Genomic DNA, 24,890 nt, shown 5'->3' on the forward strand with positions numbered 1-24,890 from the left:
TTGCAGCTTAAATTTTTCCATTTAACTTAAAATTGATATTTTCAAAAAAATATTCACCATTGTCAACCTTTGATAATTCCCAAAACATCTTATGCTTCTTTGATTCATTATTGAATTCCTCTTGAATATTTTTATTGCTATTTTTAATGGAATTTATAATTTTATTAATATTACTTCTTCTCCAATTATTATAATCAAATCCCATTTCAGAAAGTACTTTAAAAGTTGATGAAATTTCAATTCTTGGGCCTCCAAGATCCCTCTCTAGATTCCTAAGGGTATATGAATTTTGACCTGGATCTAAAATTATAAAGTATCCATAATCAAAAGTGCTTCGGATTAATCTTCCATATATCTGCTTAGTTTTTATGCATACTTGAGGATAATTTACATCCTGATACCCCTTTTTCTGATATGTAGTTACAGCTCTTAAGATTGGATATTCTGGACTATAATTCGGAATTTTATCTAGCATAACACAGCTTAATGCATCTCCAGGTATATCTATTCCTTCAAAAAACCCCTTACTTCCAAGTATTATCACTTGTCTGTTTTTATCATTAAGAGCTGCTACGGATTTTTTGCTAGTATGAACTTCTATTTTAGATCCCCTTGTAATTAAATCTAATTCCTCACTTACAGCATTTCTCCTAGCATTATTATTAAATAATACAAGTACATGGCCATTTATTTTTTGTGCAACATTATATATGAATTTTGAAACATTTTTTATATAAGAAAAATCATCATATCTTCCTACATCATTTAATGCAAAAATTTTTGTTCTTCTTTTCAAATCAAACGTTGGTGGAATGACAAATTCTTTAGCTTTTTCCTGACCTAAATGTTTTTTTATCTTATTAAATGAATTTTCTATTCTAAATGTAGCTGATAAAAAAGTTGTACTTTTCACATCTTTAAGCATATGCTCATTGACTAATTCCCCAACATTTAGAGGAATACTCCTAAATTTAAATTCCCTATATTCAGAATCTACTTCTAAAATTTTAGCATAAAAAACTGAACTTTCTAAAAATCTATCAAGCATGTCGAAATTAGCTTTGAGCTTTGCTATATAATCAGATAAATTTTTATGATCCGTGTCTCCACTCACTTCATCATCCAGTGTAATATTAGAAACATAATCATTTAAAATTTTATATAGCGGATATATACTTTCTTTTAGAACTGAAATTTCAGTTCCAATAGCTTTTGTTAGTCCTTTTAGTTCTTCCCTTGGAAGAAAAAACTCAGTCGTAAAATTATATTCGCCACTAACAAGCCTCATGCTCCTAAAATCATTTAGTAATATATTCATATTAACTATTATTTCACTAACTAAATATGTAAGTTTATCTTTTTCTATAGTTTCTCTATATCCATAACCTGCATTTAAATTTAGAAGCATTCCTATGATACTTGGATGTCCTTTTTCTATCATATCTAGAAGCTCTAAAAATTGCAGATATGAAAACTCTTCTGCAAAAAAGTCATAACATTTTTCCATCAAATTATGACCTTCATCAATTATAATATGATTTATTTTCTTTTTTTCACCATAAGGCCAGCAGGATAATAATGAATGATTTATCACAGTTATATTTTCTTCTGGAAGCTCATTATACCTCTTCCTTAAAAAACATGCTCTTGTACATTTATCTAGCTTGCATTGCTCACTATCACAATTTATTTCATTAATGTATTTATCCAATTCAAAATATTTCTGCATAGAATAATTTATATTTTCCATGTCTCCATAATTTCCATTTTCACAAAGTCTTCTAAGAAAAAGCTTTGTCAAATTGCCTTTTTCACTGAACTCAAAATCTTCGCATTTGCTCAATCGCTCTATGCAGAGATAATTCCCTTTCCCTTTTATGGCACCATACTTTAATTTGTCTTCTAATCTTAACTTTTTAAGTATAGTTGGGATATCTCTTTCTATGAGCTGATTTTGAAGTTCTTTTGTGTTCGTAGATATAATAAAGCTAGAATCATCTTTTCTATTCTTCTGCTTATTTAAATAAGTTTCTATTGCCGCTATTATTACATATGCAAAAGTCTTACCACTACCTGTTGGAGCTTCGATAAATATTCTCTCGCCTTTTTCAAAATTCTCTCTTATTTTCCTTGAAAATTCCTTCTGATCCTTTCTGTATTGGTAACCAAAATCTCCTCCATTATTCCAAATATCTTCATTCTCAAGTAAATTCTCATATAATGTATAATCTATAGGAATTTTCTTTAAGTTAGTCTCTTTCTTCTTACTATCCTCATAATTTACATATTCATGTTTTTCGTATGTAAAAAATGGAGGTTTTAATAAGTACTTAGTCCATGACCAATTATTTAGATATTTATATTCTTTTACTATAATTTCATATAACGATTTATTTCTCTTTATATACTTCTCTTCTCTTACCCATTGCCTTAATAGAAGGGCATTTACTACCTTTAACGTATCAATTGAATCTGATAATCCTCTATGGTTTTCATCTTTTCCTAAGTTAGTAACTTCCTTTATTAATGAATCCAAATTAAACTCTTTTCGCCATGGTTCCAAAATTGCTGCAAGCTCCATTGAATCCATTATAGCATTCTTAATTTCAGGAATATGAAACCCTAAGAATTTCTTTTCAAAGGCTGCATTATGACATACCAAAGGGAAATCTTCCAAAAATTCTAAGATCTCTTGTCTTATTGAATTTAAACTTGGAGCATTTAACAACTCTCTTTCATTTAATCCCTTACATAAACTATAAGTACTTACAGGCACTCTTCCTCTTGGTCTAATTAAGGTTTCATAAGTAGTAATAATTCCATCCTTAACCTTAACGGCACCAATTTCTATAATTTCTGAACAACTTTCATCGAGTCCAGTTGTTTCAATATCCAAATATATAACATTATCTAAAATACTACTTAATTTGTTTAGCATAATTTCTCCTAATTAAACACCTTCCAATTCCTATTCCCTTATATTTTTATTTAATCCATTATAACATAAATAGAATAATTGAACATCTGTTCTTATTATTTTTTACACTAATTTATAAATTAATTTGTATGTATTTAGTATATATAAAAACTGGAACAAAATACTTATTTTGTTCCAGTTTTTGATAAGTTATTATTTCTATATAAATAATCCTGAGATACTCTAATAAATTCCTGCATATTACAATTTCCAGATCTTTCTCCAATACCATCTAGAGTACAATCTACATATTTAGCTCCACTTTTTACAGCTTCTAATGAAATAGGAATTGCCATTCCAAAATCATTATGAGCATGTATTTCAATCTCCATATCTGTCTCTTCAATGATCGTTTTAATCGGTTCTTTAACTAAAGATGGCATTAATATTCCTACTGTATCTGCATATCTTACTCTTTTTACCCCCATTTCTCGAACTATTTTACATAAGCTTATAAGGTAACTTGTATCTGCCCTTGAAGCATCTTCAAATCCAATCGTAACTTCATAATTTTTATCTCTAGCTAAAAATACACATTCTTTTAAATTCTTCCTAACCCATTCTTTATCCTTATTTAAATTTGAATAAATCTGTATATCAGATGTTGGAACACTAATATGGATGATATCAGGTTTACAATCTATTGAGTTTAAAATGTCATTTTTATTCATTCTATTCCAGGTTGATATTAGTGAATTTTGTCTCATATTTAAGATTCTCTTAATACACTCTTTTTCTATATCTCCCATAATTGGTATTCCTGCTTCTATTTGATAAATATTATTTTCATCCATATATTTTGCTATTTCTACCTTTTCATCAATCGAAAAAGCACGTCCAGCACATTGCTCCCCATCCCTTAATGTAGTATCTACAATATATACCTCTTCTGAATTCAATTTTCTCACCTCATATTCTTACTATCTATATAAAGACATTTCTGCTCAAAGAACATTATTACTTAAAATTTCCGCAACTTTTGAATAATTGCTTTATTTCATCATCATCTAAACCTCTCTTATTTTGTGTTGAAATTATTCTTATTTTCTCCAATATATTACTTAAGTTTTTATTATTATATTCGATATGCAATTCTTTTAATTTTATCTCTAACGCACTAATTCCAGAATGTTTGCCAATTATTATTTTTCTCTTTCTTCCAATCTTACCTGGATCATATGGCTCATAAGTACTTGGGTTTTTTACAATGCCATTTACATGTATTCCTGATTCAACATTAAAAATATCTTTACCAATAAATGGCGCGTTTGGCTCTATTTTTATATCCGTTATTTCTTCAAACAACTCAAGTATATCTGGAAACAATACATAATTGCCCTTCGGCTGCATATTTTCTAAAAATTCAAGAGAACCTAGTACACTTTCCAAAGATGTGTAACCTCCTATACCGGAAAATGTTGTTACTATCTTTTCTCCACCTAATCGAATCCATTCTAAACTCATAGCAATTGCACAAAAATATTTATTCTTTATACACATTTGAACGCTATTTCCAAACCTTTTTATTATATCTATAAATATTTTATTATAATCATAGAATATAATATTATCCAAGCCTGCTATTCTTAAATTATCAATATGCTTATAATACGATTCAACACTTTCTTCATAATTCCCATTAATTTCTCCTTGTATTTCTATTAATTCCTCACTTATTATAAATTTTATTTCTTCTTGTACAAAATTCAGATCTTCATATAATCCTCTGGGTACTTCAATAAAATCACTTCCAATTTGATGTAATAGATTAATAAATTTTATTACTAGTGGAATTTTCTTTCTAATTTTCTCTCCATACAACAAATCAAGCACAACTAACGTTTTATCTATTATTATTACATTTTCTTTACTCATAATCCCACTCCTTTATATTAAAACAGATAATTAAAAGGCAAATATATTTCATTATAAATTAATTACGAATATAATATTCCTTTTTAAGACCTACCTTGTTCTATTACTTTCAGTATCTGCATCCTCAGATGAACTAAATTCAAATATTTGGCCTTACTATACTTTTCTATAAAATAAAAAAACCTTCTAATATATTTAGTATATTAAATAGGCTTCTTTGCCAATAAAAACAACCTAAAAATCCCATTTATAATCAGTTCATTTTTAGGCCTCTTTACCTCTTATTTCATTATTATAATATTATTCTATTGAATTAATATTACCATAGTATTATATTATTTTATATACTTTTCTATTATTTTTTTATTAATTTATGTCTAAAGTTTTTTTATTAAACTTTAAGAATATTCTCAACTTCAATTCCCTTTATAATTGATTCTGCTGCCTTTATTACTGCACTTTCAATTTCATCACAAGTCATAAATACATCTATGCCTTTACTTTTAAATTTACTTGAAGGGCTGCTTCCTATTCTTAACGACATTACTCCATTACAATCCGATAAAACCTTTAATGTTCTTTCAAATTTGTTTTCTTCTTCATAATCATCTTTTCCAGTACAATATTTATCAACATCTCGTTTTTCAATATATTCAACCTTATTATCTTCATAATCATAAATATAAAATTCAGTAGCATGTCCAAAATGCAAATCTACAACCTTTCCAGTTTTAGATGCTATTGCAAATCTCAAATTTTTTTCTAAATTATTGTGATTAGAGAATTTTAAGGACTGATCATCATCTAATGTTCCAATAGCATCTGCCCTACATTGTTTGCAATGATACATTTGTGCTAGATGATTCTCACACACTTTTCTTAACTCCATTATTTCTTTATTACTAACCAAAGGCATCTGTTCAAATACGCTTCCTTTAACCGGTATCATCTGCATTATATTCGTTATTGATGCTCCAAACAGTTTAACTTTTTTAACTATTTCTTCAATATGTTTATCATTAATTCCTTTAAGCATTACTATGTTAACTTTACATATTATTCCTCTTTCACTTAGATACTTCAATCCAGATAATTGATTATTTAAAAGTATTTGAGCTCCATCCACCCCAGTATATGTATTACCTAAATAATCAACATACTTATAAATTTTAGCAGTTATATTAGGGTCAATTCCATTTATAGTTATTGTAATATGACTGACTCCAAGTTCAATAATTTCTTCACAGTAAAAAGGCAACATTAGTCCATTAGTTGATAAGCAAAAAGTTACCTCCTTATCATATTCTTTAATAAGTCTTAAAGTTTCTTTTACTTCTTCAAAATTTGCTAAGGCATCACCCGGGCCTGCTATACCAACAACTGTTAAATTAGGCATTTGATTTTTAACAATCTTATATTTTGCTAAAGCTTCCTTTGGCGATAATACTTCTGTTGTTACCCCAGGTCTACTTTCATTCATGCAATCGTATTTTCTTAAGCAATAATTACAACTGATATTGCATTTTGGTGCTATTGGTAAATGCATCCTTGCATATTTATGAGCAGAATCACAGCTAAAACAAGGGTGCTTCTGAGTTTTTTCTATCTTGGTGTTTATGTAATCTTTAATTTCAATATTATTCAAAATAATTCGCCTCCTTTAAATTATTAAATCCCACGTTTTTTATACGTAAAAAATGTAAGTCCTATAGGCAAATTATTTTTCTAATTTATAGGACTTACACCTATACATATCAATTTAATATTTTTTTAGTTTATACTTATTTTACACACATCTTTTCACTTAAAATTCACACATTATCACAGAACTTCTTCTCCTGCTTTACCATCTCTTACCCTATAGCTTTCTTTAATTGGTAAAACAAATATTTTTCCATCTCCAGGTGATCCAGTGGAGTTTATTTTAATCACTGTATCAACTACTTTTTTAACCATATCATCACTTACTATTATAGTAATTAACCGCTTTGGTATTAGCCTTCCTTTTTCTGAAATGCTTTCATCATATGATGCTGGGATTTTCTTTCCTGCATCAATGTAAGTTTGAGCCATCGCCTGATCTAAAGATTTCTTTCCTCTGCCAAACACTTTTATAAATGTTACAGCAGGAAATCCTGCTTCATATAAAGCATCTTTAGTTTGACTTACTTTATTTAAACGGATAATACATATTACCTCTTTCATATTTGTTTTCCTCCTTAATCTTTTATAAGCCTTCCTTTCCACTGCTTACTGTATAGACTTCCTCAACTTCTGAAATAAATATCTTACCATCTCCAAAAGTTCCCTTGTCACCTGTTCTAGCATTTCCCATTATTATTTTTACTACTTCATCCTTGTCTTCGTCATTAACTGTAATCATAAGCATCTCTTTAGGAAGTTCATCATATTCCACACTTCCTACTCTTATTCCCTTTTGTTTTCCTCTTCCAAATACGTCCATCTTTGTAATCTGTGGAAATCCAGCATCTAACAGTTCTGATAGAACCACATTTACTTTTTCGGGTCTAATAATTGCTCGAATCATGTACATAAATTAACCACTCCTATCATTTTATATATGCCTAAAGTAACTTCTTGTATCTATAGAAATTACTCTGGTAACAAAAACTAATATAAAAAAAAGATCTAATTCATTATTGAATCAGACCTCTTTGTCATAATTATTTATTTTAAGTTTCACTTACTATCTCACCTAAATGAGAAATATTATATCCACCTAAGCTTGAAACTTCTGCTTTAAAATCTTCTGAATTAATTGTTTCGAGAACAGCTTTAACACTTGGCAGATTTAGTTCTTCTTTCTTAATAATTAAATCATATTGCTCCTCTTGTAGCGGAATAAAATCAATATTTTTAACTTGATATGATGCCTTCTCAGATCCAAGACCAAAGTCTGCTTCTCCCCGAGCAATAGCACTAGCAACCGCAACATGTGCAAGGCATTCTTTTTCGTATCCTTTTATGCTGCTATGAGGGATTTTCATTTCTTGTATATGTTGATCTAAAAGTATACGTGTTCCGCTTCCTTTTTCTCTATTAACCATTATTATATCATCCCGCTTTAAATCTTCCCATGATAAAATATTTTTTGGATTTCCCTTAGCAACATAATATCCTACATTTATATATGCTAAATTTATTAAAATGCATGGGGTACCTGGAAGCATTTTTTCTACATAAGGAGTATTATATAAACCGCTTTTTCTATCCCACATGTGAGATGTCGCTATAGTTGCCTTACCTTTATACATAGAGTATAAGCTATTATAGCTGCCTTGATAATATCTTAAATTATGTATTCCACTTGTATGCATCTCTAAATAACGTGATAATATATCTAAAATTATATCCTGACCACAAATTATAAATTGTGGAGGTAAACTATAATTGGTATTATATAAATTATTCAAGCTTCCAATCAATTGGATTGAGTTATTTTCGCTATCACTATCATTATTATTTTTCTCTATACTTAATACCGTCTTGGTTTTATTTTTGTAATTTTCTACATCCTTTAAATCAATACGCAGCTTTTTACCAACCTTATATGAATTAATTGAATTCTTTTTAATTAATTCATATACAGTGCTCTTGGATATTTTCAACATATCAGCCACTTCCTGAGGTGTTAGTGGGGTATTTTTATCCATAAAACCCATCCTTTCTTCTCCAATCTAATAGATAGTTTTACTATAACAATAAACATATAGTATTTCAATAATAAAGTTTTAAATATCCCCACTCCGCCATTTTCTAAACACTCACTAAATATTTAATTTTATAAGTTTATTTAAAACTTTCCTGCCAATCAATCTCCTTTGATCTATAGGCTCTTTCCCAATCATTTCCTATTATTTCCAGAATATTTAACATTCCATCATATCCCATATATGCTTTATCAACATAAACATCCCTATTGGTAGGATTAAAGTTATCGAAAGCTAATTTAATTCCAATTTCTTCTCCTATATATTTTTCCCATGCTGAACCTATGATGGAATCAATATCGCATTGTTTTAGTGCTTCCTTTATTTGATATCCATCAACTCCAAAGGCAACTTTGGGCTGAATTCCAAGTTCTTTCAGTTCCATTTTTAATATATCAATGCTTTTACTATTCTTCGATCTTATAAGTATGACTTCTGGAATCATCTCAAGCTCTTTAAAAAGCATTCTAATAATACCTATCCCCATAGTTGCATCAGCTGAAATTGCAATTCTACAGTTTCTATACCTTGGTATTATCATAAGTGCTCTTCTTCTAAGAATGTTAATAACTAGGTCTTCTCCATCTTTTATCAACATTTCTACTCTCTTTTCTATATTGAAATATTTTCCGAGTTCTCTAAGCCACCTAGCTGTGTTTTCTAAACCAATTGGAAGAGGAATATCCTTTAATATTAATGGAACCCCATGGAGTTGCTCCATTTTGTCACAAAATTTATACCCTATATCCTGACTTAGAAGAATATTTGCTGATGCTTTACTTGCATCTTTTAAATCTTCTAAAGCTATATCATATGGTATTACTGTTTGAATCCTTATGCCTAAAAAATTGAATACTTGTTTAATCCAAGCTAAATCTGCCCACCAAGTTGGATTTATACTACCTTGAGGTGCTATTATATTTACAGTATTAGCAATTTTATCCTCACTTTTATCAATAAATTTTAGAAGTTCCATTAAGCCAATATCTATTCCATCATAATAATTTCCTCTAAAGCCACCAGCAAATACTGGGATTAATTTAGAATTTACTTTATCCTGAATAGAATCGCATAATCCAATAATATCTTCACCAATAATATCTGCTGCACAAGTTCCAACTACAAACATTACTTTAGTATTATAAGTTTTATCTGCATCCAATATAAGATTAGTAAGCTTTTCTGATGCTCCTAAAATTATATCTGATTCAAATAATCTGGTACATCCAACTTTTCTTTTCGTAAAATCAACTTCGTGACTGTCAAAAGCTGACGCTACAGTAGCTGCGCAGCCCTGAGGAGAATGTATTGCTATACTTACATCTTTTATTCCAGCAATAACACTTGCAACACCTTCTAGGGCACAGCTTACAACTGGATCTTTACTATGGCTGCAGTTGTCAAATTTTAGCTCATCATACATTTTCCTCTTCTCCTTTCTCCATACATAGTGCAATCCGGCATATCATTTCCAAGCTTTGAGGTAAGTGAATTTGCAGTCAATCCTACATTGTTTTCTTTAGGGAAAACTATCTGCTTAAACATAGCACTTCTCTCTCTAAATGAATATTGAAGTGCTGTATTAATACATTTCGCCACCTTTAGTGCTCCCCTAAATCCAAATCTTGGGCGATTTAATATTGCATTTAAATCTACCACTGGAATCTTAGGAAAGCTTAAGGAAGAGCCAAAATATACTGTAGTTTTTGGATTTAAATCTCCAACAAAACTCATTAATTCTTCTTCAGTTTCTTTCATAGATTCATATTTTCCAAAAGCAAGTGTTCCCTTTGTAATTAGTATTTTAGGATCCATACCGGTTTCCAATAAATAATCTATACTTGTTTGCCTTGCATCTGTACTCCACGGATGAAAATTATATATAATTACATCCATTTCAAAATCTTTTTCTAGCATATGTGCAATAGATAAACATTTTACTGCATCATGTCCTTCAATTATAGCTGTTTTTCCTTTTAAATTTGCTTTAGCCTGCTCATATTCTTCTTGTATTTCTTCAAATTCTTTTTTAATTAATGCTTCTGCTTCAGTTTCCATATGCAAATATTTTGCTGCGCCCATTAACCATTTTTTAGTTGCTTCTATTCCATATGGAAGTATAGTTGAATTAACTGGAGTATCAAATTTCTTAAGCATTGTATTTCCTATTGCATATCCAATATCTAAACATAAAGCGCAGTTAACAGCTACACTTGGAGCTTTTTTTAATTCTTCTAAAGTACAGTTACCAGCTATAACAGAATTAACCTTTGCTCCCATCTCTGTTACAAGTCTCACTAATTCCTTGACATCAGTTTGAACTTCTGTTCTCTCCGCACCCATCTTTCCACCAATTATATTTACTGAATGTTTTAATTCTTCTTTTCTCTCTGCTGTTGGCTTGTCCATTAGCTTTACTACCTGCTCAAAAACCAAATCAAAACCGCTTCTATATTCTCCTGCAAAACCTTCACAATGAATAGGCATAATTTTTGCATTTATTTCTTTACTTTTTTCTTCTACTATAGCATCTATGTTATCTCCTATGATTCCTGTCGCACAACTTGAGGCTACAAAAATCACATCAGGATGATATTTTTCTTCTACTTCTAAAATTGCTTTTTCTAATTCCTTATCTCCACCATATACTATTTTCTTTTCATCCATATTAGTGCTTATAACTGGTTCATATGCAATTCCACTATTTCTAGAATTTGTAAGCTTATAAGTCTTTTTTACCCCATAAGCGCAACCACTAGGACCATGTGTTATAATGATTGAATTATTTATACCACTTAACACCTTGGTTGCAGTCCAAAATTTGCAAGGACGTGTATGACTTCCCTGAAGACTTGTAGGAATTTTCCCTTCCTTAGCTAACTTATACAGTTCACTTAATCTTCCTTGAAAAACTATCTTGCTTTCACTACTCAATTTTGTATCCATAACACTCGCCCCCTACTTCAATATTTTTTTGCAGAATATGTCTTAATGCATTTATTAAGACATATTCCTTTTAATTTTGTGAGATTTTATCCATTAAAATTAACTTTTATTTCATTTTACCAAACATTTAATACCCATTCTCTATCATGTGTGTATTCCATGTGAGAGAATAATGCATTAGCAATAGTTTCTGCTAAATATATAGCTCCGTTATATCCTATGACCGGATTTCTATACACTCCTGCTCTGTCAAAAGTCGGAAATCCGACTCTAACCATTGGAATTTGATTATCGATAGCAATAAATCTTCCTTTTGAATGACCCATTATTAAATCAATATCTACTTGTTTATTTTTGATTCTACTTTCTAACTCCCAAAGATCAGCATTAGTTATTATTTCCATATCGAAATCAACTTTATTCTTCAATTCCTCGACTCTTGAATCTTTAGCATAGCCTTTATTATCATCACCTAATAATAGCAATACTGGTTTCAATTCCATTTCTAAACAGAATTCAGCTAGTCCTAAAACTAAATCTGGGTCCCCATATATAGCCACTTTTTTATCAGCAAAAAACATATGCGCTAAATCAGCCATTGTATCAATAGCCTTACCACGTTCTATAGCCAAGGATTTAGGTACTTTTCTACCTGTTAATTTTGTCAAATTCATTAACAATTTATCAGTATTCTTAATACCAATTGGCATAGCATCAATTACTGCCGGTACTTTGAATTTATTTTCTAAAAGTTTTGCAGCTCTGCCACCTTCATATTTACATAATGCTAAACTAGCTTTAGCATTGGCAGAATCTTGTAAATCTTCCACAGTAGTACTTCCGTGTGCAAATGAATCTTTACCCGGCATAGTAGGTGCATCAAAGCTCTCGGTATCCATTAAAAAGTTTCCTTCTATCTGCATTTCTTCGAAAATATGTTTAATTTCTGTTACATCCCCTGGATTTACCCAGCCTGTGAATACATTGATTTTATTATTATGCTTGTCTTTTTTAGCTACTTTTGATATAATAGCTTCGACAGCAACATCATAACCAGTGATTTGGCTGCCTGTGTAACTTGGTGTATGGACTGGTATTAATATTACTTCACGATTAGGGAATTCTTTCTCAATTCTCTTTTCTAATTTTATTACCAATCCATCGATATCGTCGCCAATAGTTTCAGTTGAACAAGTTGTTATAATAGGTAGTATTCTTAATTCTGGATATCTACCTATCATAGTCATTACTGCCTCTTCAGCTTGAGCTAGCCCTCCAAAAACGGCTGTACTCTCATGAACTGATGACGAAGCAATATCAAAGTTCTCATTAAAATGTTGTGCAAATAAAAGCCTTACAAACATACAGCATCCTTGTCCACCATGAACAAGTGGTATACTGTCTTTAATTCCTATACCTGCAAATTGAGCACCAGCTGGCTGACAGGTAAACATAGGATTTATTATTCCTTTTCTTTCTTTTTCCTGTAAAGAACAAGACATACTTTCACCTCTTCTCTAAAGTTAATCATTCTTAATTTTTTTTCTTAATAGAATTTGACATTAAGTTCACCATTTAATGTATTTGTCACAGTAACACCAATTAATTTTTCCTTAACCTTATCTATTAACTCCTTAATTCCTTTTTCGTTTAGTCCTTCAATAAATTTCAAGTCTCTTTTAATATCTTTGACCACTATTTTAGCCTCACTATAATAATGTTTATCTGTCAAACTATCACCTAAAGAACATTTACTCGTTATTAAAAGTTCTTCTGTTGCACTTAAAATGCCATTAATATTATTTTCTCTATCCCAACTTCTAGAATAAAATTGCCATAAATATTTTTGTTGAATATACTTATATAACTCCGTTACATTTTCTTCCACAATCTTCACCTCTTTCAATAAGTTTTATAAAGATTCACTTATAGTATTGCTTTTGATTGTGCTACAATATCGTCAGCAGCTAATTTCATTAATGGGCTGTTTACTGCATTGTATATATCTCTTGCCATGTTTACAGCACCTTCAAATCCCATGTATGGACCATTATGATAAGCGTGTCCATTAACATATGGTAAATGAACTTTCTTAATTAAATCCCCAACTCTAGGACCAGTGAAAACTACATCCGGATGTACCATTTCTAATACATCAAAAAATTCAAGTTCATTAGCATCATCAATATATATAGCACCTTCATGTCCTCTTGAAATAACTTTTTCAAAATCTTCTTGATGACCGAACTTAGAAGACATTGCAACAACAGTCATTCCCAAATCATCTTCTAAAGCTTTTGTCCAATGCCACAATCTTGGTCCGCCTGTCCAAATAGCAACCTTCTTACCACTTAAACGTTCCTTGTACCAATCCATTTTAGCTTTATATTTCTCCATCTCTTCTTCAATAAGTGCTTCAACTTTATCTTCAATATCGAAAAATACTCCTACTTTTCTAAGAGCTTCAGCTGTATAAGAGAATCCCCATGTATCAACATCAAGCCTTGGTATTCCATATCTTTTATTTAATTCATTTGCAAGATATCCTGCTGATCTTGCACAGTTTACAACACTTACTTGTGCTTTATGCATAGAGCGACATTCATCATAAGTTGCATTTCCAGTAAAATCTGCTACAATTTGAATTCCCAATTTTTCAAAGTAGTTATGTAATACATAAGCATCCCCTTGAATATTGTAATCACCAATTAAGTTAACAGTATATTCACTTGTTATTTCAGGTTCTACTGTTCCAACCTTTTCATTTATCCATCCAATATTGAGAACGTGATGCCCTTTTGATTGGCTTACTCCTGCAAACCCTGGACATTCAACAACGAATATATCAACATCTCCAAGTTCTTTTTCAACTTGCTTTGCTACTGCCTTTGGATCATCGCCTATTAATGCTGTTGCACATGTTGTATAAACAAACATTCTTTTTATATCTGGCATTTCCTTAAAAGCTTCAATTATACTTGCTTTTAATTGTTTTTCACCACCAAATACGACATTACTTTCTTTCATATTGGTAGACCAAACATATTTTAATTGGAAGTTGTCATTATCACTTGGATATCTTTTTGTATGCCACGTATCATAAGCACATCCAATTGGTCCGTGAATCATTTGAATAGTGTCCTTTAGAACTCCGCCAATTACCAGCTTAGCACCACAGAAAGCACATCCTCTTTCTGATAATGTACCAGGAATAGTATTTTCATTTGAAAGTGGTAAAAATTCTGTTATATCTTCTCCTGGAGCCTTTATATAAACATGCTTTTTACGTTCTGGTATAAGTTCGTCACTTTTAAATAGTTGTAATGGCATTTCCTACACCTCCTATTATTTTTTATTCTGCTATTCCGTATTTAACAACCATAGCTTCCAATTCATCCATACTTAATGGAGTTGGAATAACTAAATTTGTGTTATTTATGATCTTTCTAGCAAGTTCTCCATATTCTTTAGCTTGATTAGACTCCGGATCATACTCAATTACTGTTTTCTTATTGAATTCTGCAACTTGTACTATGTTATCTCTAGGAACAAAATGTATCATTTGAGTTCCTAGTGCTGCTGCAAATTCTGCCATAAGTTCTTTTTCTCTATCAACCATACGGCTGTTACAGATTAATCCACCTAATCTAACACCACTCTGATTTGCATATTTAAGAAGCCCACGGCTAATATTATTTGCTGCATATACTGCCATCATTTCACCTGATGTTACAATATAAACTTCTTCTGCTTTACCATCTCTGATTGGCATTGCAAAACCTCCGCATACAACATCACCTAATACATCATAAAATACATAATCAAGATCGGGAGTATATGCGCCTAAGTTTTCCATAAGGTTAATTGCTGTTATAACTCCTCTTCCGGCACATCCAACTCCTGGCTCTGGTCCGCCTGATTCAACACCTTTAATTCCTAAAAATCCATCTTTAACAACTTTATCAATTGATATTGCATCTTCTCCTTCTTCTCTAAGAGTATCCATCAATGTTTCTTGTGGTTTTCCTCCTAAAATCATACGAGTTGAATCAGCCTTTGGATCGCAACCATGTATAAATACCTTTTGATTGTAGAATTTTGCCATAGCAGCTGCTGTGTTTTGTTGTGTAGTAGATTTTCCTATTCCACCTTTTCCATAAAATGCAATTTTTTTCATAATAAAAACTCCCTTCATCATATATAAAATAATTTATTTTAATCATTATTAATAAAACTTTATAAGCGACTCAATTTTACTAAGAATCAGCAATAAAATTATTATTGTTTAATGATATAAAATCATAATAAGTATTGATAATTATATAAATACTGCTAGTTAAAATTCACATCAAGATTTTTTTATTAAATGCAAATTCCTAGATTTATATTCATCTTAGATTTCAATTATAAAACTATTTTCGCAATATTTATTTTTTAATATTTGATCTTAATACTTGAAATTTTAATATACATCTTTGTATAAGGAAATTCTTCAGAATTGATTAAGAACAAATGCTGTATGTTATAGCTAACTATACATCATTGTATAATAGAATATTTAGATTAATAACATCTAAATCATGCATTATAACTACTTAGATTGCAATTATACGCCTTTGTATAAGAAGATTTGTCTTTGTATCTTAAATTAAAAGATATCTTCAAATTACATCATTACTAAAGCTTGTACGTCTTATTCCATTTTATAATGTTCTATCACGTTAAGTTTTCTGTATCTAATGTAAAATGTCATTTTGCTTTATATAAAATTAGAAACTTATGTGTTCGAGTGCTTAATTTCCTGTTGTTGTTATTATTTTACGTTCTCCTTTATTACTTGTCAATACTTTTTTATTTATTTTTTCCATTTAGTTTGTTTTAGATTGTTTTAATCATATTATGTGTATTATAACTATTCTCCTTTTACATAAAATATTATTATATTCTCATTATTTTTATATTATTATTCTATTTTGTATTGATTTTGTACATTTTTCACTCTATAATTATTACAACATATTATATTTAAACTCATTTCACACATGTTTTATATTTATCACATATTAATTAGGAGAGTGATTATTATGAATTCAATTGCAGTTTTAATTAACAACACTGGAGAAACATGTTCTTGGTTAAATAACGGAATAATAAAACTATACAAACGAACTGGCGAAAGCTGGACAGAAACAAAGAGCTTAGATTACTCTTTATCTGATAATAGTAATATTATCAGTCTAAGAAAAACCTTGTCTGAATTGCTAGAAAAATTAGAAGACTGCAAAGTCTTTGTCGCAAAAGAAATATCCGGACAATTTTTTAGCATTTTAGAATCCCACTTTTTCAATGCATATGAGCTGGAAGGCCCGCCAAACACTTTTTTAGATTCAGTCTTAATTTCAGAAAACAAACTAAAAAAAGAAGAACTTATCTTAGCATCTCAATCCGCAAATAAATTTTTTCCCGAAGTAGTAGATAAATTCGGTAATTATACTATCAACTTAAAAAGACTATTACAGGAAGATGCTATGGTTTCATCCAAGCAAATATTACTACCTTTTTTGAAAGAAGAAGAATTTGAAAGTTTAGAAGTAGTCTGTGACCATGTTCCAAAATGGTTTGATAGAGAATTAGCAGGTATGGGTTATAATTTTCACATAGCGAAACGTAAAGATGGAAATATTAGCGCATCAATTTTTCCAAAACGAAATTCCAAATAAGACAAACATAAAAAAACAGATGATTATAATAAATTACTTTTTCAATCAAGACCAACATCATAAACAATAGACATAACGAATAGTTAAGGAGGGAACTTTATTATGGAATCTTTCAAAACCAAATATGGAGAAATTACAGGAATAGTAAAACATAACTTATACGAAAATGGTACTTTAAGAGACTGCACTATAGGCAAAGCTAATATTTTAAAAACAAAATATGGAGAGTTAATACCTCAATACGATTATGTTGATATTAGAAGAAAATATATCAAATCAATTTCATTTTTTGAGGACGGAACACTTCAGCGCATATCTTTAAATACCCAAACACGAATAAGCACCTCTTTAGGGCCCATTTATGCTGAATTAATAACTTTTTATCCAAATGAAAATATTAATAGAATCTTTCCTTTAAACGGTCAACTTTCTGCTTATTGGGATGAAGATCAGGAATTTGCTTTATCAAAGAAAATCCCTTTAACTTTTCCTTTTGGAGATTTAGAAGTAATATCTACAGGCATATATTTTTATGATAACGGGAATGTAAAAGGAATTTCCCTCTGGCCAGAAGAACGCTTAGAAATAAATACACCTATAGGAAAGCAGTCTGTTCGACTTGGTTTTTCTTTATATGAAAATGGTGATATAAAAGCCTTTGAACCAAGCTCTCCGCTTTCAGTTCCAACCCCTATTGGAAACATAGTTGCTTTTGATTCAAATAATTATACCTTTTTCAAAGAAATGAAATCTGTTAATTTTACCGAAACCGGATCTTTAGAATGCATACTTACCTCAAAAAATAAAATTCAAGTCATAGATTCTACTATAAAAAAGACACATTTCTTTGAGCCAAAATACTATGATGATTTAGGTAATGGAGAATACTATATTTATCCTTTAAAAATAGCATTCAAAGATGATTTTGTATATTTTGATGATATAAATAAGTTTTCCATTAACGAATGTACTTTCAGCATCGGAGATTTCAACTTACCAGATGCGCCTAAATGCACAAGCGATTGTTCAACTTGTATGTCATCTTGTTCATCTGGATCTATTTCAATAATATAAACTATATTTACAAAGAACAAATAATTTATGCCTATTTAAGCAAATCTCAATATGTTTCATTCTTGAGAGAAAAGCTAAAATAGGCATAAAACTTATATATATATATGTTGCAATTGATTTTCTACATTTAGATGTTTACTTAGCGGATAGACATCCTAAATGTAATTTTATTATTGCAACATATATACAATAACATATTTAAAAAACAATATTGTTTTTAATTTAATATAGTAATTTTTCCAGTTTCACTAATATCATAACCACCAATCCCCTGCAGTTCAAGTTTAAAATCAGCCGAATTCAATATCTCTAACACGGCTTGTATTGCTGGTGTATTTAAATCTTCTTGCTTTATTATCAAATCATATCTTTCTTTTTGTATTGGAACAAAATCAATATTTTCTACTTGAAGAGCTGTTTTTTCATTGCCAACTCCTACATCAGCATCCCCTCGCGCTACTGTGCTCGCAACAGCCAAATGTGATAATTCCTCATGTTCATAACCCCTGACTTGATTATGGTCTATTTTTTGGATCTTAAACTGCTCATCAATTAAAACTCTCACGCCGCAACCTTTTTCTCTATTAATCATTAATATATCAGGCCTAGTCAAATCAATCCAAGAATTTATTCTCTTAGGGTTGCCTTTCGAAACATAAAAGCCTTGCATTCTGCATACTAAATGAACAACTATACAAGAAATTCCAGGCAGCAATCTTGGAATATATGAAAGATTGTATTCGCCAGTACTTCCATCCCATAAATGAGCTGTTGCAACGCTTACATTCCCTCTATAAAATTCAACCAATCCGTTATAGCTCCCTATATAGCGTCTTAAAGCTCTAAGCCCTTTAGGATGTCGTTCCAAATGCCTTGCTAATACATCCAGCAAAATATCTTGACCACAAATTATAAAATCTTTATTTTTGTTATTATTTACAGTTTGAGAATAGTTTAAAGAACTATAATTAGGTATATTTACCGCACTATTCTTATTTTCATCCTTTTTAAGATTTTGAATTTTGACACTTGTTCTTGTTCTATTTTTATACTCTTCGATATCCTTCTCATCTACCCTAACTTTTCTACCTATTCTATATGAAACGAGTTCTCCTCTTTTTATTAACTCATATACAGTGTTTTTTGAAATATTTAATATTTCAGCGACTTCTTGAGTAGATAGACCTGCACTTGTCTTCATAGAACCCCTCCTCTAAATTCTCTAGCAAAAGTTCTCATTAATATATTTATTATCTGACATATTTGTATGATTTGCAAGTATTATAGTTCTATTATTAAACTTTTCTCACATTCTAATATATTATTTAATAATGTTTCGTATATTTTTATATAATTATGATTGAAATAATATAATTTCTTATCTTTAATAATAAAAAAGAAGACACTTTTTGTGCCTCCACTAACAGCTTGATTTTTTTCTCTATTTCCTTTCAAGAGCCAAATCTTCATCTGTTATTGTATCAGAATAATAAAATTCCTTATAAAAATCTTTAGCTTCATTATTTAAATTTATTTTAACTTCATCTGGATATAGTTTATTAGCTGTCCACATTAGATTTAGTATAGATTCATAATGATCCATGCAAGCATATTCTAATGTTGTATAAACACGATTATTTTTTACAGCATTAATATCTTTCCACTGATCATTAGATAAAATTTCATTTTTTATATTATTCGAACCAGTAATAATTACATCAGGATTCCATGAAATTATTTCTTCTAAAGGAGTCTCTACTGATTCACTTTCCATTAAACTTTTATCTATTTGATTTTCATCATAAAAGTTTATTCCTCCTGCACTTCTTATTATTGACGACTGAGTAGTTTTAGGTCCAATTGTATTTGTTGCCACATTCGATGTATAATAAACTTTTATTTTTTTGTTTTCAGGTATTTTAGATGTAATGTCTGTAACTTTTTTTACTGAATCATCCCAATAATTCACAAGTTCTTTTGCACCCTTTTCATTCCCTACAATTTCACCGATAAGTTCAATTGACTTTTCAAAATCAGAAAGACTATCCTTCGAAACACCAATTACTGGTACGCCAAATTTTTCTGACTCATTATCTATTTGAGGATCTCTATTTAACGTCAATACTATATCAGGTTTTAGCATTATAATCTGTTCTGTACTTACATCAGAATACATACCTGTTGCAGGTAGGCTTTGGAATTTCTTTATGTCCTCATCTCTCATAAATTTTTGAGGAAATACTCTATCGTTAGAATCTGAAAAATAAGTATCTTTATTTACCAATTTGTCAGGAGCAAGCCGCCAAACAATATATTCCGGATCACCATGAATGACTACAATTCTTTTTATTTCAGACGGTATTGTAACCTTCCTACCAGCTAAATCTGTGATAACTCTAGTTTTGGGACTCTCTGTTGAATCCATTGAATTAGCAGCTATCTTTTCTGGTTTTCCACAACCTATTAGCGATACATTAAGCATAAATATGATTAGTGTAATTGTTAATAATTTTTTATTTCTGCCCATTTGTATTCCCCCTTAAATTTAAAATTAAGTTGTCCATAAAAACATTATTTATTTTCTAAATTGTAACAAAATGATAATGTGTCGAAATATCCACATTTGCCTCTACAATTATTCTTGTTGATGCATTCATTTATGCAGCTATTACTTAGCATTTCTTTTCTTAAAATTCCATATTTGTTTTCCCATATATCTTTCATATCATATTCTTTCAAATTAAAGGTAAATCTATCATTATTAGCAAAGGAACATGGTTTTACATTCATTTTTTCATCAATATAAACAGAAAAGAATCCACATTCACACGAATCAATATAATCAGCATTAACTCCTGTGTATTTCATTAATAATGGCACAAAGCAAGCATCAAAACCAATTCTGGTTATACATTCATTATTCTCGACAAGAGATATAAACTCCATAAGCTTTTCATCATCCATAGATAAACATTTGTCTATTGTAGCTCTCCCTGCCGGCTTATATGTCAAGAATATTATCCCATTTATTTTATCTAATAATTCATTATATTTTCCTTTTAAAATATTAATTGCTTCATATATAGATGTGTTGTCCAAAACAAAATGAATATTAGTTTTTATCTCTGAATCCGTAAGAACTTTTACTTTTTTCATATTTAATTCTTCAATTCTATTTACAGAAATGGCAACAGCACCCACTTTACCTTTTATTTCATTTGCTATCTCTTCATTTAAATGTATTCCATTGGTTGTAAAATTAGCTACAATACCTTTTTCATTTGTCACATTTATTATATCTATGAAATCCGGATGCTCTAACGGCTCTCCTCCACCTAATGCAACTTGAAATACATTACCCCATTTTTCACTTTGCAAAGCTGATAGAACATATTCATATTCTTCAGTCGACATAAAAGAATTATTGTTTTCGCTTCCTTTATAACAAAATTCACATCCTTTGGTACAATGATTACTTATGGAAATATCCGCAAGCTCTGGCCACGGTGCATATTCCGGATTAACATTAACCGAACTCCCCCATCTCATTGTTATCCCTGTTTCTGTATCCCCATAAAAATTATACTTTTCGCCATGTCTTCTCACTATCATAATTACCCCCACAACGTTTTTTGAATTTAATAGCTAGCCTACCATAATTTTTCAACCTTTTATATTTTTATGGCACTTATCTGTACCATTTTTTTCACAATAGTTACATTTTTCATTTTCACAATTATTCTCTACTGTTTTATCCATATCTTTTATTACCTGAACAGAACCAAATCCCTTAAATTCATTTGATAACCTCCCATTTACAAAATATTCACCATATATATATGCCCACAGCTCCTCTTTACTAAAACTACTAAAATCTATTTCTTCTATAGGCTTATCAAAAGATATATCATACTTACAATCACGTTTTTTAATAAGAGCATACCTTTTCGAATATACTTCCCTATCTAACAATTTTACCTTTTCCCCATTATTTATTAAATCTTCCCTCACTGCATTATATATTCTGCTTCTTTTAACATCACCAGTATAGAACTCAGGTTTCTTATTTTTCATATATTCAATAAAATCTAAATTCATGGTAATTATATAACTTACCGAGCTGCTATTAGTTACAAAGTCTGTTCTTATTTTCATATTTATCGACTCCTCTTTATTCTTCTTCTTACTGAGGTGGTTGTCCATTTAGAATTTGTTGTACTTCATCATCAGAAAGTTCATAGTTAAAAAATTTTTTATAAAACCATTTAGTTTCTTTCGAGACATCAATATCTTTAAATATATCTGGCTGTATTATTTTAGCAGCCCACTGAATCTGCAAAGCTTCTTCAGAACTATATCTATCCCATGAAAATGCTCCATCTGGATTAATATATACCTTCCCATTTTTAACAGCATTAATTTTCTTCCATGTTTCACCACTTGTTATTTCATCCAAATTCTTCTTTCTATCCGAACTTCCGACTGTACTACTTACTATAAGAATATCTGGATTCCAGCTCATTATCTGCTCAATAGAAACTTCTTTTGTGCCACTGAAATCCGCTGCATTTGTACCTCCTGCTGCTTGTATCCAAGAATCTATTATAGTATCTTTCCCATCAACCTTAAGAGGAGAATAATCAGCTATGTGAACCACTTTAGGTTTTTTATCCTGCGAAATCTTGGAAGTTTCATTTGTAATCATCTTTAATTTATCATCTAGATATGATATATATTTTTCAGCTCTTTCTTTACCATTTTCGCCCAGGATATCCCCAGTCAATGTTACACAGCTTTTCATGCTGTCAAAATCTTTAAAACCAACTTGAACAACTGGTATCCCAAGTTCTGTTATTTTACTAACATTTTTATTTCCGGAAGATATAAATAAAACGTCTGGTTTAATTTTTACAAGTTCCTCTACATTTATATCCGTTGCATCAACATTAAAAGAAAGAGATGCTTTGCTCATTCCTGGAGTTACTTTAAATAGCCATGGTTTTGTCTTGTTCGTAAGTGTTGTTGCTGTTATTTTATCCCCAGCTCCAAGCATTGCAACAATTGCATTATGAGCTCCCCAGGCATCTGCTATATTATTAACCTGGGAGGGAATTTCAACCTTAGCTCCACTAGAATCTGTAATTGTCACTTTTTCTGTCTTATTTTCAAATGACGTTTCCTTTGTCTGAACATTCGAACTCTTGTTACATCCTGCCAATAATCCAATACATAACAATAGACTTATTGGTATTCTTAATTTCTTTGCCATTTAATTGCCTTCTTTCTGGATAGCTTGGATGTAAAGCCATCTTTACTTTTTTTCATAAATCGGATTATATTCATTGTAAAATCTCTAAATTTAATAAAATTATTGTAAATATCCATCTATACTCTTTGATTCATAATATCATCCACCTCTTGGTCACTAAGATCATAATTATAATAGTTTTTATAAAATTCTTTAACTTTCTTATTTATATCTAAATCTTGAAATAAGTCCGGATGTAGCACTTTTGCTAACCATAGAGGCTGCAATGCGCCTTCAGCACTTCTCACCGCCCAAAGATATGTTCCCTTTGGATTTAAATAGACTTTATTGTTTTTTACTGCCTCAACATTCTGCCATTGACTTCCATTGGATTTATCAACTATATAATCATAAGCTTCTTTGGTATTAGCTATTATGACATCAGGTTGTTCTTTTATCAAAAATTCAAAATCCTCTGATACTGTACCTGATGTTGGACCTGTAGATATATATTTTGATACTATATTTTCTCCACCTGCTGCATTTATGTATTCAGTATCTATATCTTTATCTGGTATAGTACTTATTGATCCTTTTGATGCATCTCCACTAGCAACAAAAACTTTTATCTTTTTAGCATCTTTAGTTTTCTCTTTAACATAATTTAAATTATCATCATAATATTTAATAAATTCTTCTGCTTTTTTATCAGAACCATCACCAAGAACTTGCCCTACAAGTTTTACAGTATCTTTCATATCATCTGTAGTTACTAATTTAACACCAACCATAGGCACGCCCGCCGCATCCATTTGTGGTCTTTTATCTTCATCAATAGAAGAAAAAACTACATCTGGCTTTTGGGCTAATACAGTTTCTACATTAATAGTCCCAGAACCTCCCCCCGAGTATGCCGAGGCTACATCTTTTATTCTTGGATAAATTTTAGCAAAAAAACTTGTTTTTAGAGCATCCTGAGTTGCTACGATTTTATCTCCGCCACCAAGCATCAATACTATTTGATTTAATGCGCCTGTAGTCGAAACTCTACTAACCTTTTGAGGCAAATTAATATCATGTCCAAAAGCATCAGTAAGCTCTCTTTTTTGACTATTATTAACTTCTGTTGATTTTGATGTTTCTGTTCCACCCACTTGTTTTGCACCACAGCCGATTAACATACTTGTAGTAACAATTAAACTAGATATTACGGCAATTATTCTTTTATTCATTAATATTTCCCCTCTCCACTTTTCTATTTTTGTGTTAAAAATCCTTATTGATTATAAGATGTATGATAAAATAATCTATATTAACAA

20 protein-coding genes and 1 pseudogene are annotated in these 24,890 nt (G+C 30.2%); 2 read left to right on the plus strand and 19 right to left on the minus strand.

The window, feature by feature from the left end; translation table 11 throughout:
* Nucleotides 1–7: 7 nt before the first annotated feature.
* The 13 genes and pseudogenes from CLOBL_RS07560 to nifH form a co-directional block, all read right to left on the minus strand.
* Nucleotides 8–2,938, minus strand: coding sequence for a helicase C-terminal domain-containing protein (locus tag CLOBL_RS07560; protein ID WP_077858459.1), 2,931 nt, complete (start codon nucleotides 2,936–2,938; stop codon nucleotides 8–10).
* Nucleotides 2,939–3,102: 164 nt separating this feature from the next.
* Nucleotides 3,103–3,876 (minus strand): homocitrate synthase, encoded by a 774-nt coding sequence (locus CLOBL_RS07565; RefSeq protein WP_077858460.1) that lies wholly within the window; start codon nucleotides 3,874–3,876, stop codon nucleotides 3,103–3,105.
* Nucleotides 3,877–3,934: 58 nt separating this feature from the next.
* Nucleotides 3,935–4,852, minus strand: a complete 918-nt coding sequence (locus tag CLOBL_RS07570) for an isopropylmalate synthase (RefSeq protein ID WP_077858461.1) — start codon at nucleotides 4,850–4,852, stop codon at nucleotides 3,935–3,937.
* 391 nt (nucleotides 4,853–5,243) lie between these two features.
* A pseudogene (nifB, locus tag CLOBL_RS07575) lies at nucleotides 5,244–6,455 on the minus strand (nitrogenase cofactor biosynthesis protein NifB); the annotation flags it as partial.
* A gap of 218 nt (nucleotides 6,456–6,673) precedes the next feature.
* Nucleotides 6,674–7,057 (minus strand): P-II family nitrogen regulator, encoded by a 384-nt coding sequence (locus CLOBL_RS07580; RefSeq protein ID WP_077858463.1) that lies wholly within the window; start codon nucleotides 7,055–7,057, stop codon nucleotides 6,674–6,676.
* 22 nt (nucleotides 7,058–7,079) lie between these two features.
* Entirely contained in the window at nucleotides 7,080–7,406 is a 327-nt protein-coding gene (locus tag CLOBL_RS07585) for a P-II family nitrogen regulator (RefSeq protein ID WP_077858464.1), read from the minus strand.
* A gap of 139 nt (nucleotides 7,407–7,545) precedes the next feature.
* A complete protein-coding gene (locus CLOBL_RS07590; RefSeq protein WP_077858503.1) occupies nucleotides 7,546–8,526 on the minus strand; it encodes a helix-turn-helix transcriptional regulator in 981 nt (326 codons plus the stop codon).
* 136 nt (nucleotides 8,527–8,662) lie between these two features.
* Nucleotides 8,663–10,006 carry a nitrogenase component 1 gene (locus tag CLOBL_RS07595; protein ID WP_077858465.1) on the minus strand — a complete coding sequence of 448 codons (1,344 nt, stop codon included), beginning with the start codon at nucleotides 10,004–10,006 and terminating at the stop codon, nucleotides 8,663–8,665.
* Entirely contained in the window at nucleotides 9,991–11,529 is a 1,539-nt protein-coding gene (locus CLOBL_RS07600) for a nitrogenase component 1 (protein ID WP_077858466.1), read from the minus strand. The genes CLOBL_RS07595 and CLOBL_RS07600 overlap by 16 nt, the downstream gene beginning before the upstream one ends.
* Nucleotides 11,530–11,645: 116 nt before the next feature.
* Nucleotides 11,646–13,031, minus strand: a complete 1,386-nt coding sequence (locus CLOBL_RS07605; protein ID WP_077858467.1) for a nitrogenase component 1 — start codon at nucleotides 13,029–13,031, stop codon at nucleotides 11,646–11,648.
* Between the two features lie 44 nt (nucleotides 13,032–13,075).
* On the minus strand, nucleotides 13,076–13,417 hold the full coding sequence (locus tag CLOBL_RS07610) for a Fe-only/vanadium nitrogenase subunit delta (protein ID WP_077858468.1): 342 nt from the start codon (nucleotides 13,415–13,417) through the stop codon (nucleotides 13,076–13,078).
* 38 nt (nucleotides 13,418–13,455) lie between these two features.
* The gene (gene vnfD, locus CLOBL_RS07615) at nucleotides 13,456–14,859 is read right to left on the minus strand and encodes a nitrogenase vanadium-iron protein, alpha chain (protein WP_077858469.1); all 1,404 of its coding nucleotides are present in this window, start codon (nucleotides 14,857–14,859) and stop codon (nucleotides 13,456–13,458) included.
* 22 nt (nucleotides 14,860–14,881) lie between these two features.
* Nucleotides 14,882–15,706, minus strand: coding sequence for a nitrogenase iron protein (gene nifH, locus CLOBL_RS07620; protein ID WP_077858470.1), 825 nt, complete (start codon nucleotides 15,704–15,706; stop codon nucleotides 14,882–14,884).
* A gap of 907 nt (nucleotides 15,707–16,613) precedes the next feature.
* On the opposite strand from nifH, the gene anfO reads away from it, so the two are divergent.
* The gene (anfO, locus tag CLOBL_RS07625) at nucleotides 16,614–17,249 is read left to right on the plus strand and encodes a Fe-only nitrogenase accessory protein AnfO (protein ID WP_179117702.1); all 636 of its coding nucleotides are present in this window, start codon (nucleotides 16,614–16,616) and stop codon (nucleotides 17,247–17,249) included.
* A gap of 102 nt (nucleotides 17,250–17,351) precedes the next feature.
* A complete protein-coding gene (locus CLOBL_RS07630; RefSeq protein ID WP_077858472.1) occupies nucleotides 17,352–18,323 on the plus strand; it encodes a hypothetical protein in 972 nt (323 codons plus the stop codon).
* A gap of 217 nt (nucleotides 18,324–18,540) precedes the next feature.
* Here the strand turns inward: CLOBL_RS07630 and CLOBL_RS07635 are convergent, their stop codons facing one another.
* The 6 genes from CLOBL_RS07635 to CLOBL_RS07660 form a co-directional block, all read right to left on the minus strand.
* Nucleotides 18,541–19,524 carry a helix-turn-helix transcriptional regulator gene (locus tag CLOBL_RS07635; RefSeq protein ID WP_077858473.1) on the minus strand — a complete coding sequence of 328 codons (984 nt, stop codon included), beginning with the start codon at nucleotides 19,522–19,524 and terminating at the stop codon, nucleotides 18,541–18,543.
* A gap of 240 nt (nucleotides 19,525–19,764) precedes the next feature.
* Entirely contained in the window at nucleotides 19,765–20,850 is a 1,086-nt protein-coding gene (locus CLOBL_RS07640; protein WP_077858474.1) for an ABC transporter substrate-binding protein, read from the minus strand.
* Between the two features lie 44 nt (nucleotides 20,851–20,894).
* Nucleotides 20,895–21,935 (minus strand): radical SAM protein, encoded by a 1,041-nt coding sequence (locus CLOBL_RS07645; RefSeq protein ID WP_077858475.1) that lies wholly within the window; start codon nucleotides 21,933–21,935, stop codon nucleotides 20,895–20,897.
* A 51-nt stretch (nucleotides 21,936–21,986) separates the two neighbouring features.
* A complete protein-coding gene (locus tag CLOBL_RS07650; protein WP_077858476.1) occupies nucleotides 21,987–22,478 on the minus strand; it encodes a hypothetical protein in 492 nt (163 codons plus the stop codon).
* A gap of 28 nt (nucleotides 22,479–22,506) precedes the next feature.
* On the minus strand, nucleotides 22,507–23,592 hold the full coding sequence (locus tag CLOBL_RS07655) for an ABC transporter substrate-binding protein (RefSeq protein WP_077858477.1): 1,086 nt from the start codon (nucleotides 23,590–23,592) through the stop codon (nucleotides 22,507–22,509).
* Between the two features lie 116 nt (nucleotides 23,593–23,708).
* On the minus strand, nucleotides 23,709–24,803 hold the full coding sequence (locus CLOBL_RS07660) for an ABC transporter substrate-binding protein (RefSeq protein WP_143323848.1): 1,095 nt from the start codon (nucleotides 24,801–24,803) through the stop codon (nucleotides 23,709–23,711).
* Nucleotides 24,804–24,890: the final 87 nt, after the last annotated feature.

Source organism: Clostridium sp. BL-8, from assembly GCF_002006495.1.
In the GTDB taxonomy this organism is placed as follows: Bacteria; Bacillota; Clostridia; order Clostridiales; family Clostridiaceae; genus Clostridium.

Bases quoted from the DNA above. Each gene is read 5' to 3' on its own strand.
- CLOBL_RS07605 (WP_077858467.1), bottom strand. From the start codon at position 13,031: ATGTCTTGTTCTTTACAGGAAAAAGAAAGAAAAGGAATAATAAATCCT.
- CLOBL_RS07585 (WP_077858464.1), bottom strand. From the start codon at position 7,406: ATGTACATGATTCGAGCAATTATTAGACCCGAAAAAGTAAATGTGGTT.
- CLOBL_RS07650 (WP_077858476.1), bottom strand. From the start codon at position 22,478: ATGAAAATAAGAACAGACTTTGTAACTAATAGCAGCTCGGTAAGTTAT.
- CLOBL_RS07640 (WP_077858474.1), bottom strand. From the start codon at position 20,850: ATGGGCAGAAATAAAAAATTATTAACAATTACACTAATCATATTTATG.
- CLOBL_RS07655 (WP_077858477.1), bottom strand. From the start codon at position 23,592: ATGGCAAAGAAATTAAGAATACCAATAAGTCTATTGTTATGTATTGGA.
- CLOBL_RS07660 (WP_143323848.1), bottom strand. From the start codon at position 24,803: ATGAATAAAAGAATAATTGCCGTAATATCTAGTTTAATTGTTACTACA.
- nifH (WP_077858470.1), bottom strand. From the start codon at position 15,706: ATGAAAAAAATTGCATTTTATGGAAAAGGTGGAATAGGAAAATCTACT.
- CLOBL_RS07630 (WP_077858472.1), top strand. From the start codon at position 17,352: ATGGAATCTTTCAAAACCAAATATGGAGAAATTACAGGAATAGTAAAA.
- CLOBL_RS07560 (WP_077858459.1), bottom strand. From the start codon at position 2,938: ATGCTAAACAAATTAAGTAGTATTTTAGATAATGTTATATATTTGGAT.
- CLOBL_RS07580 (WP_077858463.1), bottom strand. From the start codon at position 7,057: ATGAAAGAGGTAATATGTATTATCCGTTTAAATAAAGTAAGTCAAACT.
- CLOBL_RS07595 (WP_077858465.1), bottom strand. From the start codon at position 10,006: ATGTATGATGAGCTAAAATTTGACAACTGCAGCCATAGTAAAGATCCA.
- CLOBL_RS07570 (WP_077858461.1), bottom strand. From the start codon at position 4,852: ATGAGTAAAGAAAATGTAATAATAATAGATAAAACGTTAGTTGTGCTT.
- CLOBL_RS07635 (WP_077858473.1), bottom strand. From the start codon at position 19,524: ATGAAGACAAGTGCAGGTCTATCTACTCAAGAAGTCGCTGAAATATTA.
- CLOBL_RS07590 (WP_077858503.1), bottom strand. From the start codon at position 8,526: ATGGATAAAAATACCCCACTAACACCTCAGGAAGTGGCTGATATGTTG.
- vnfD (WP_077858469.1), bottom strand. From the start codon at position 14,859: ATGCCATTACAACTATTTAAAAGTGACGAACTTATACCAGAACGTAAA.
- CLOBL_RS07600 (WP_077858466.1), bottom strand. From the start codon at position 11,529: ATGGATACAAAATTGAGTAGTGAAAGCAAGATAGTTTTTCAAGGAAGA.
- CLOBL_RS07645 (WP_077858475.1), bottom strand. From the start codon at position 21,935: ATGATAGTGAGAAGACATGGCGAAAAGTATAATTTTTATGGGGATACA.
- anfO (WP_179117702.1), top strand. From the start codon at position 16,614: ATGAATTCAATTGCAGTTTTAATTAACAACACTGGAGAAACATGTTCT.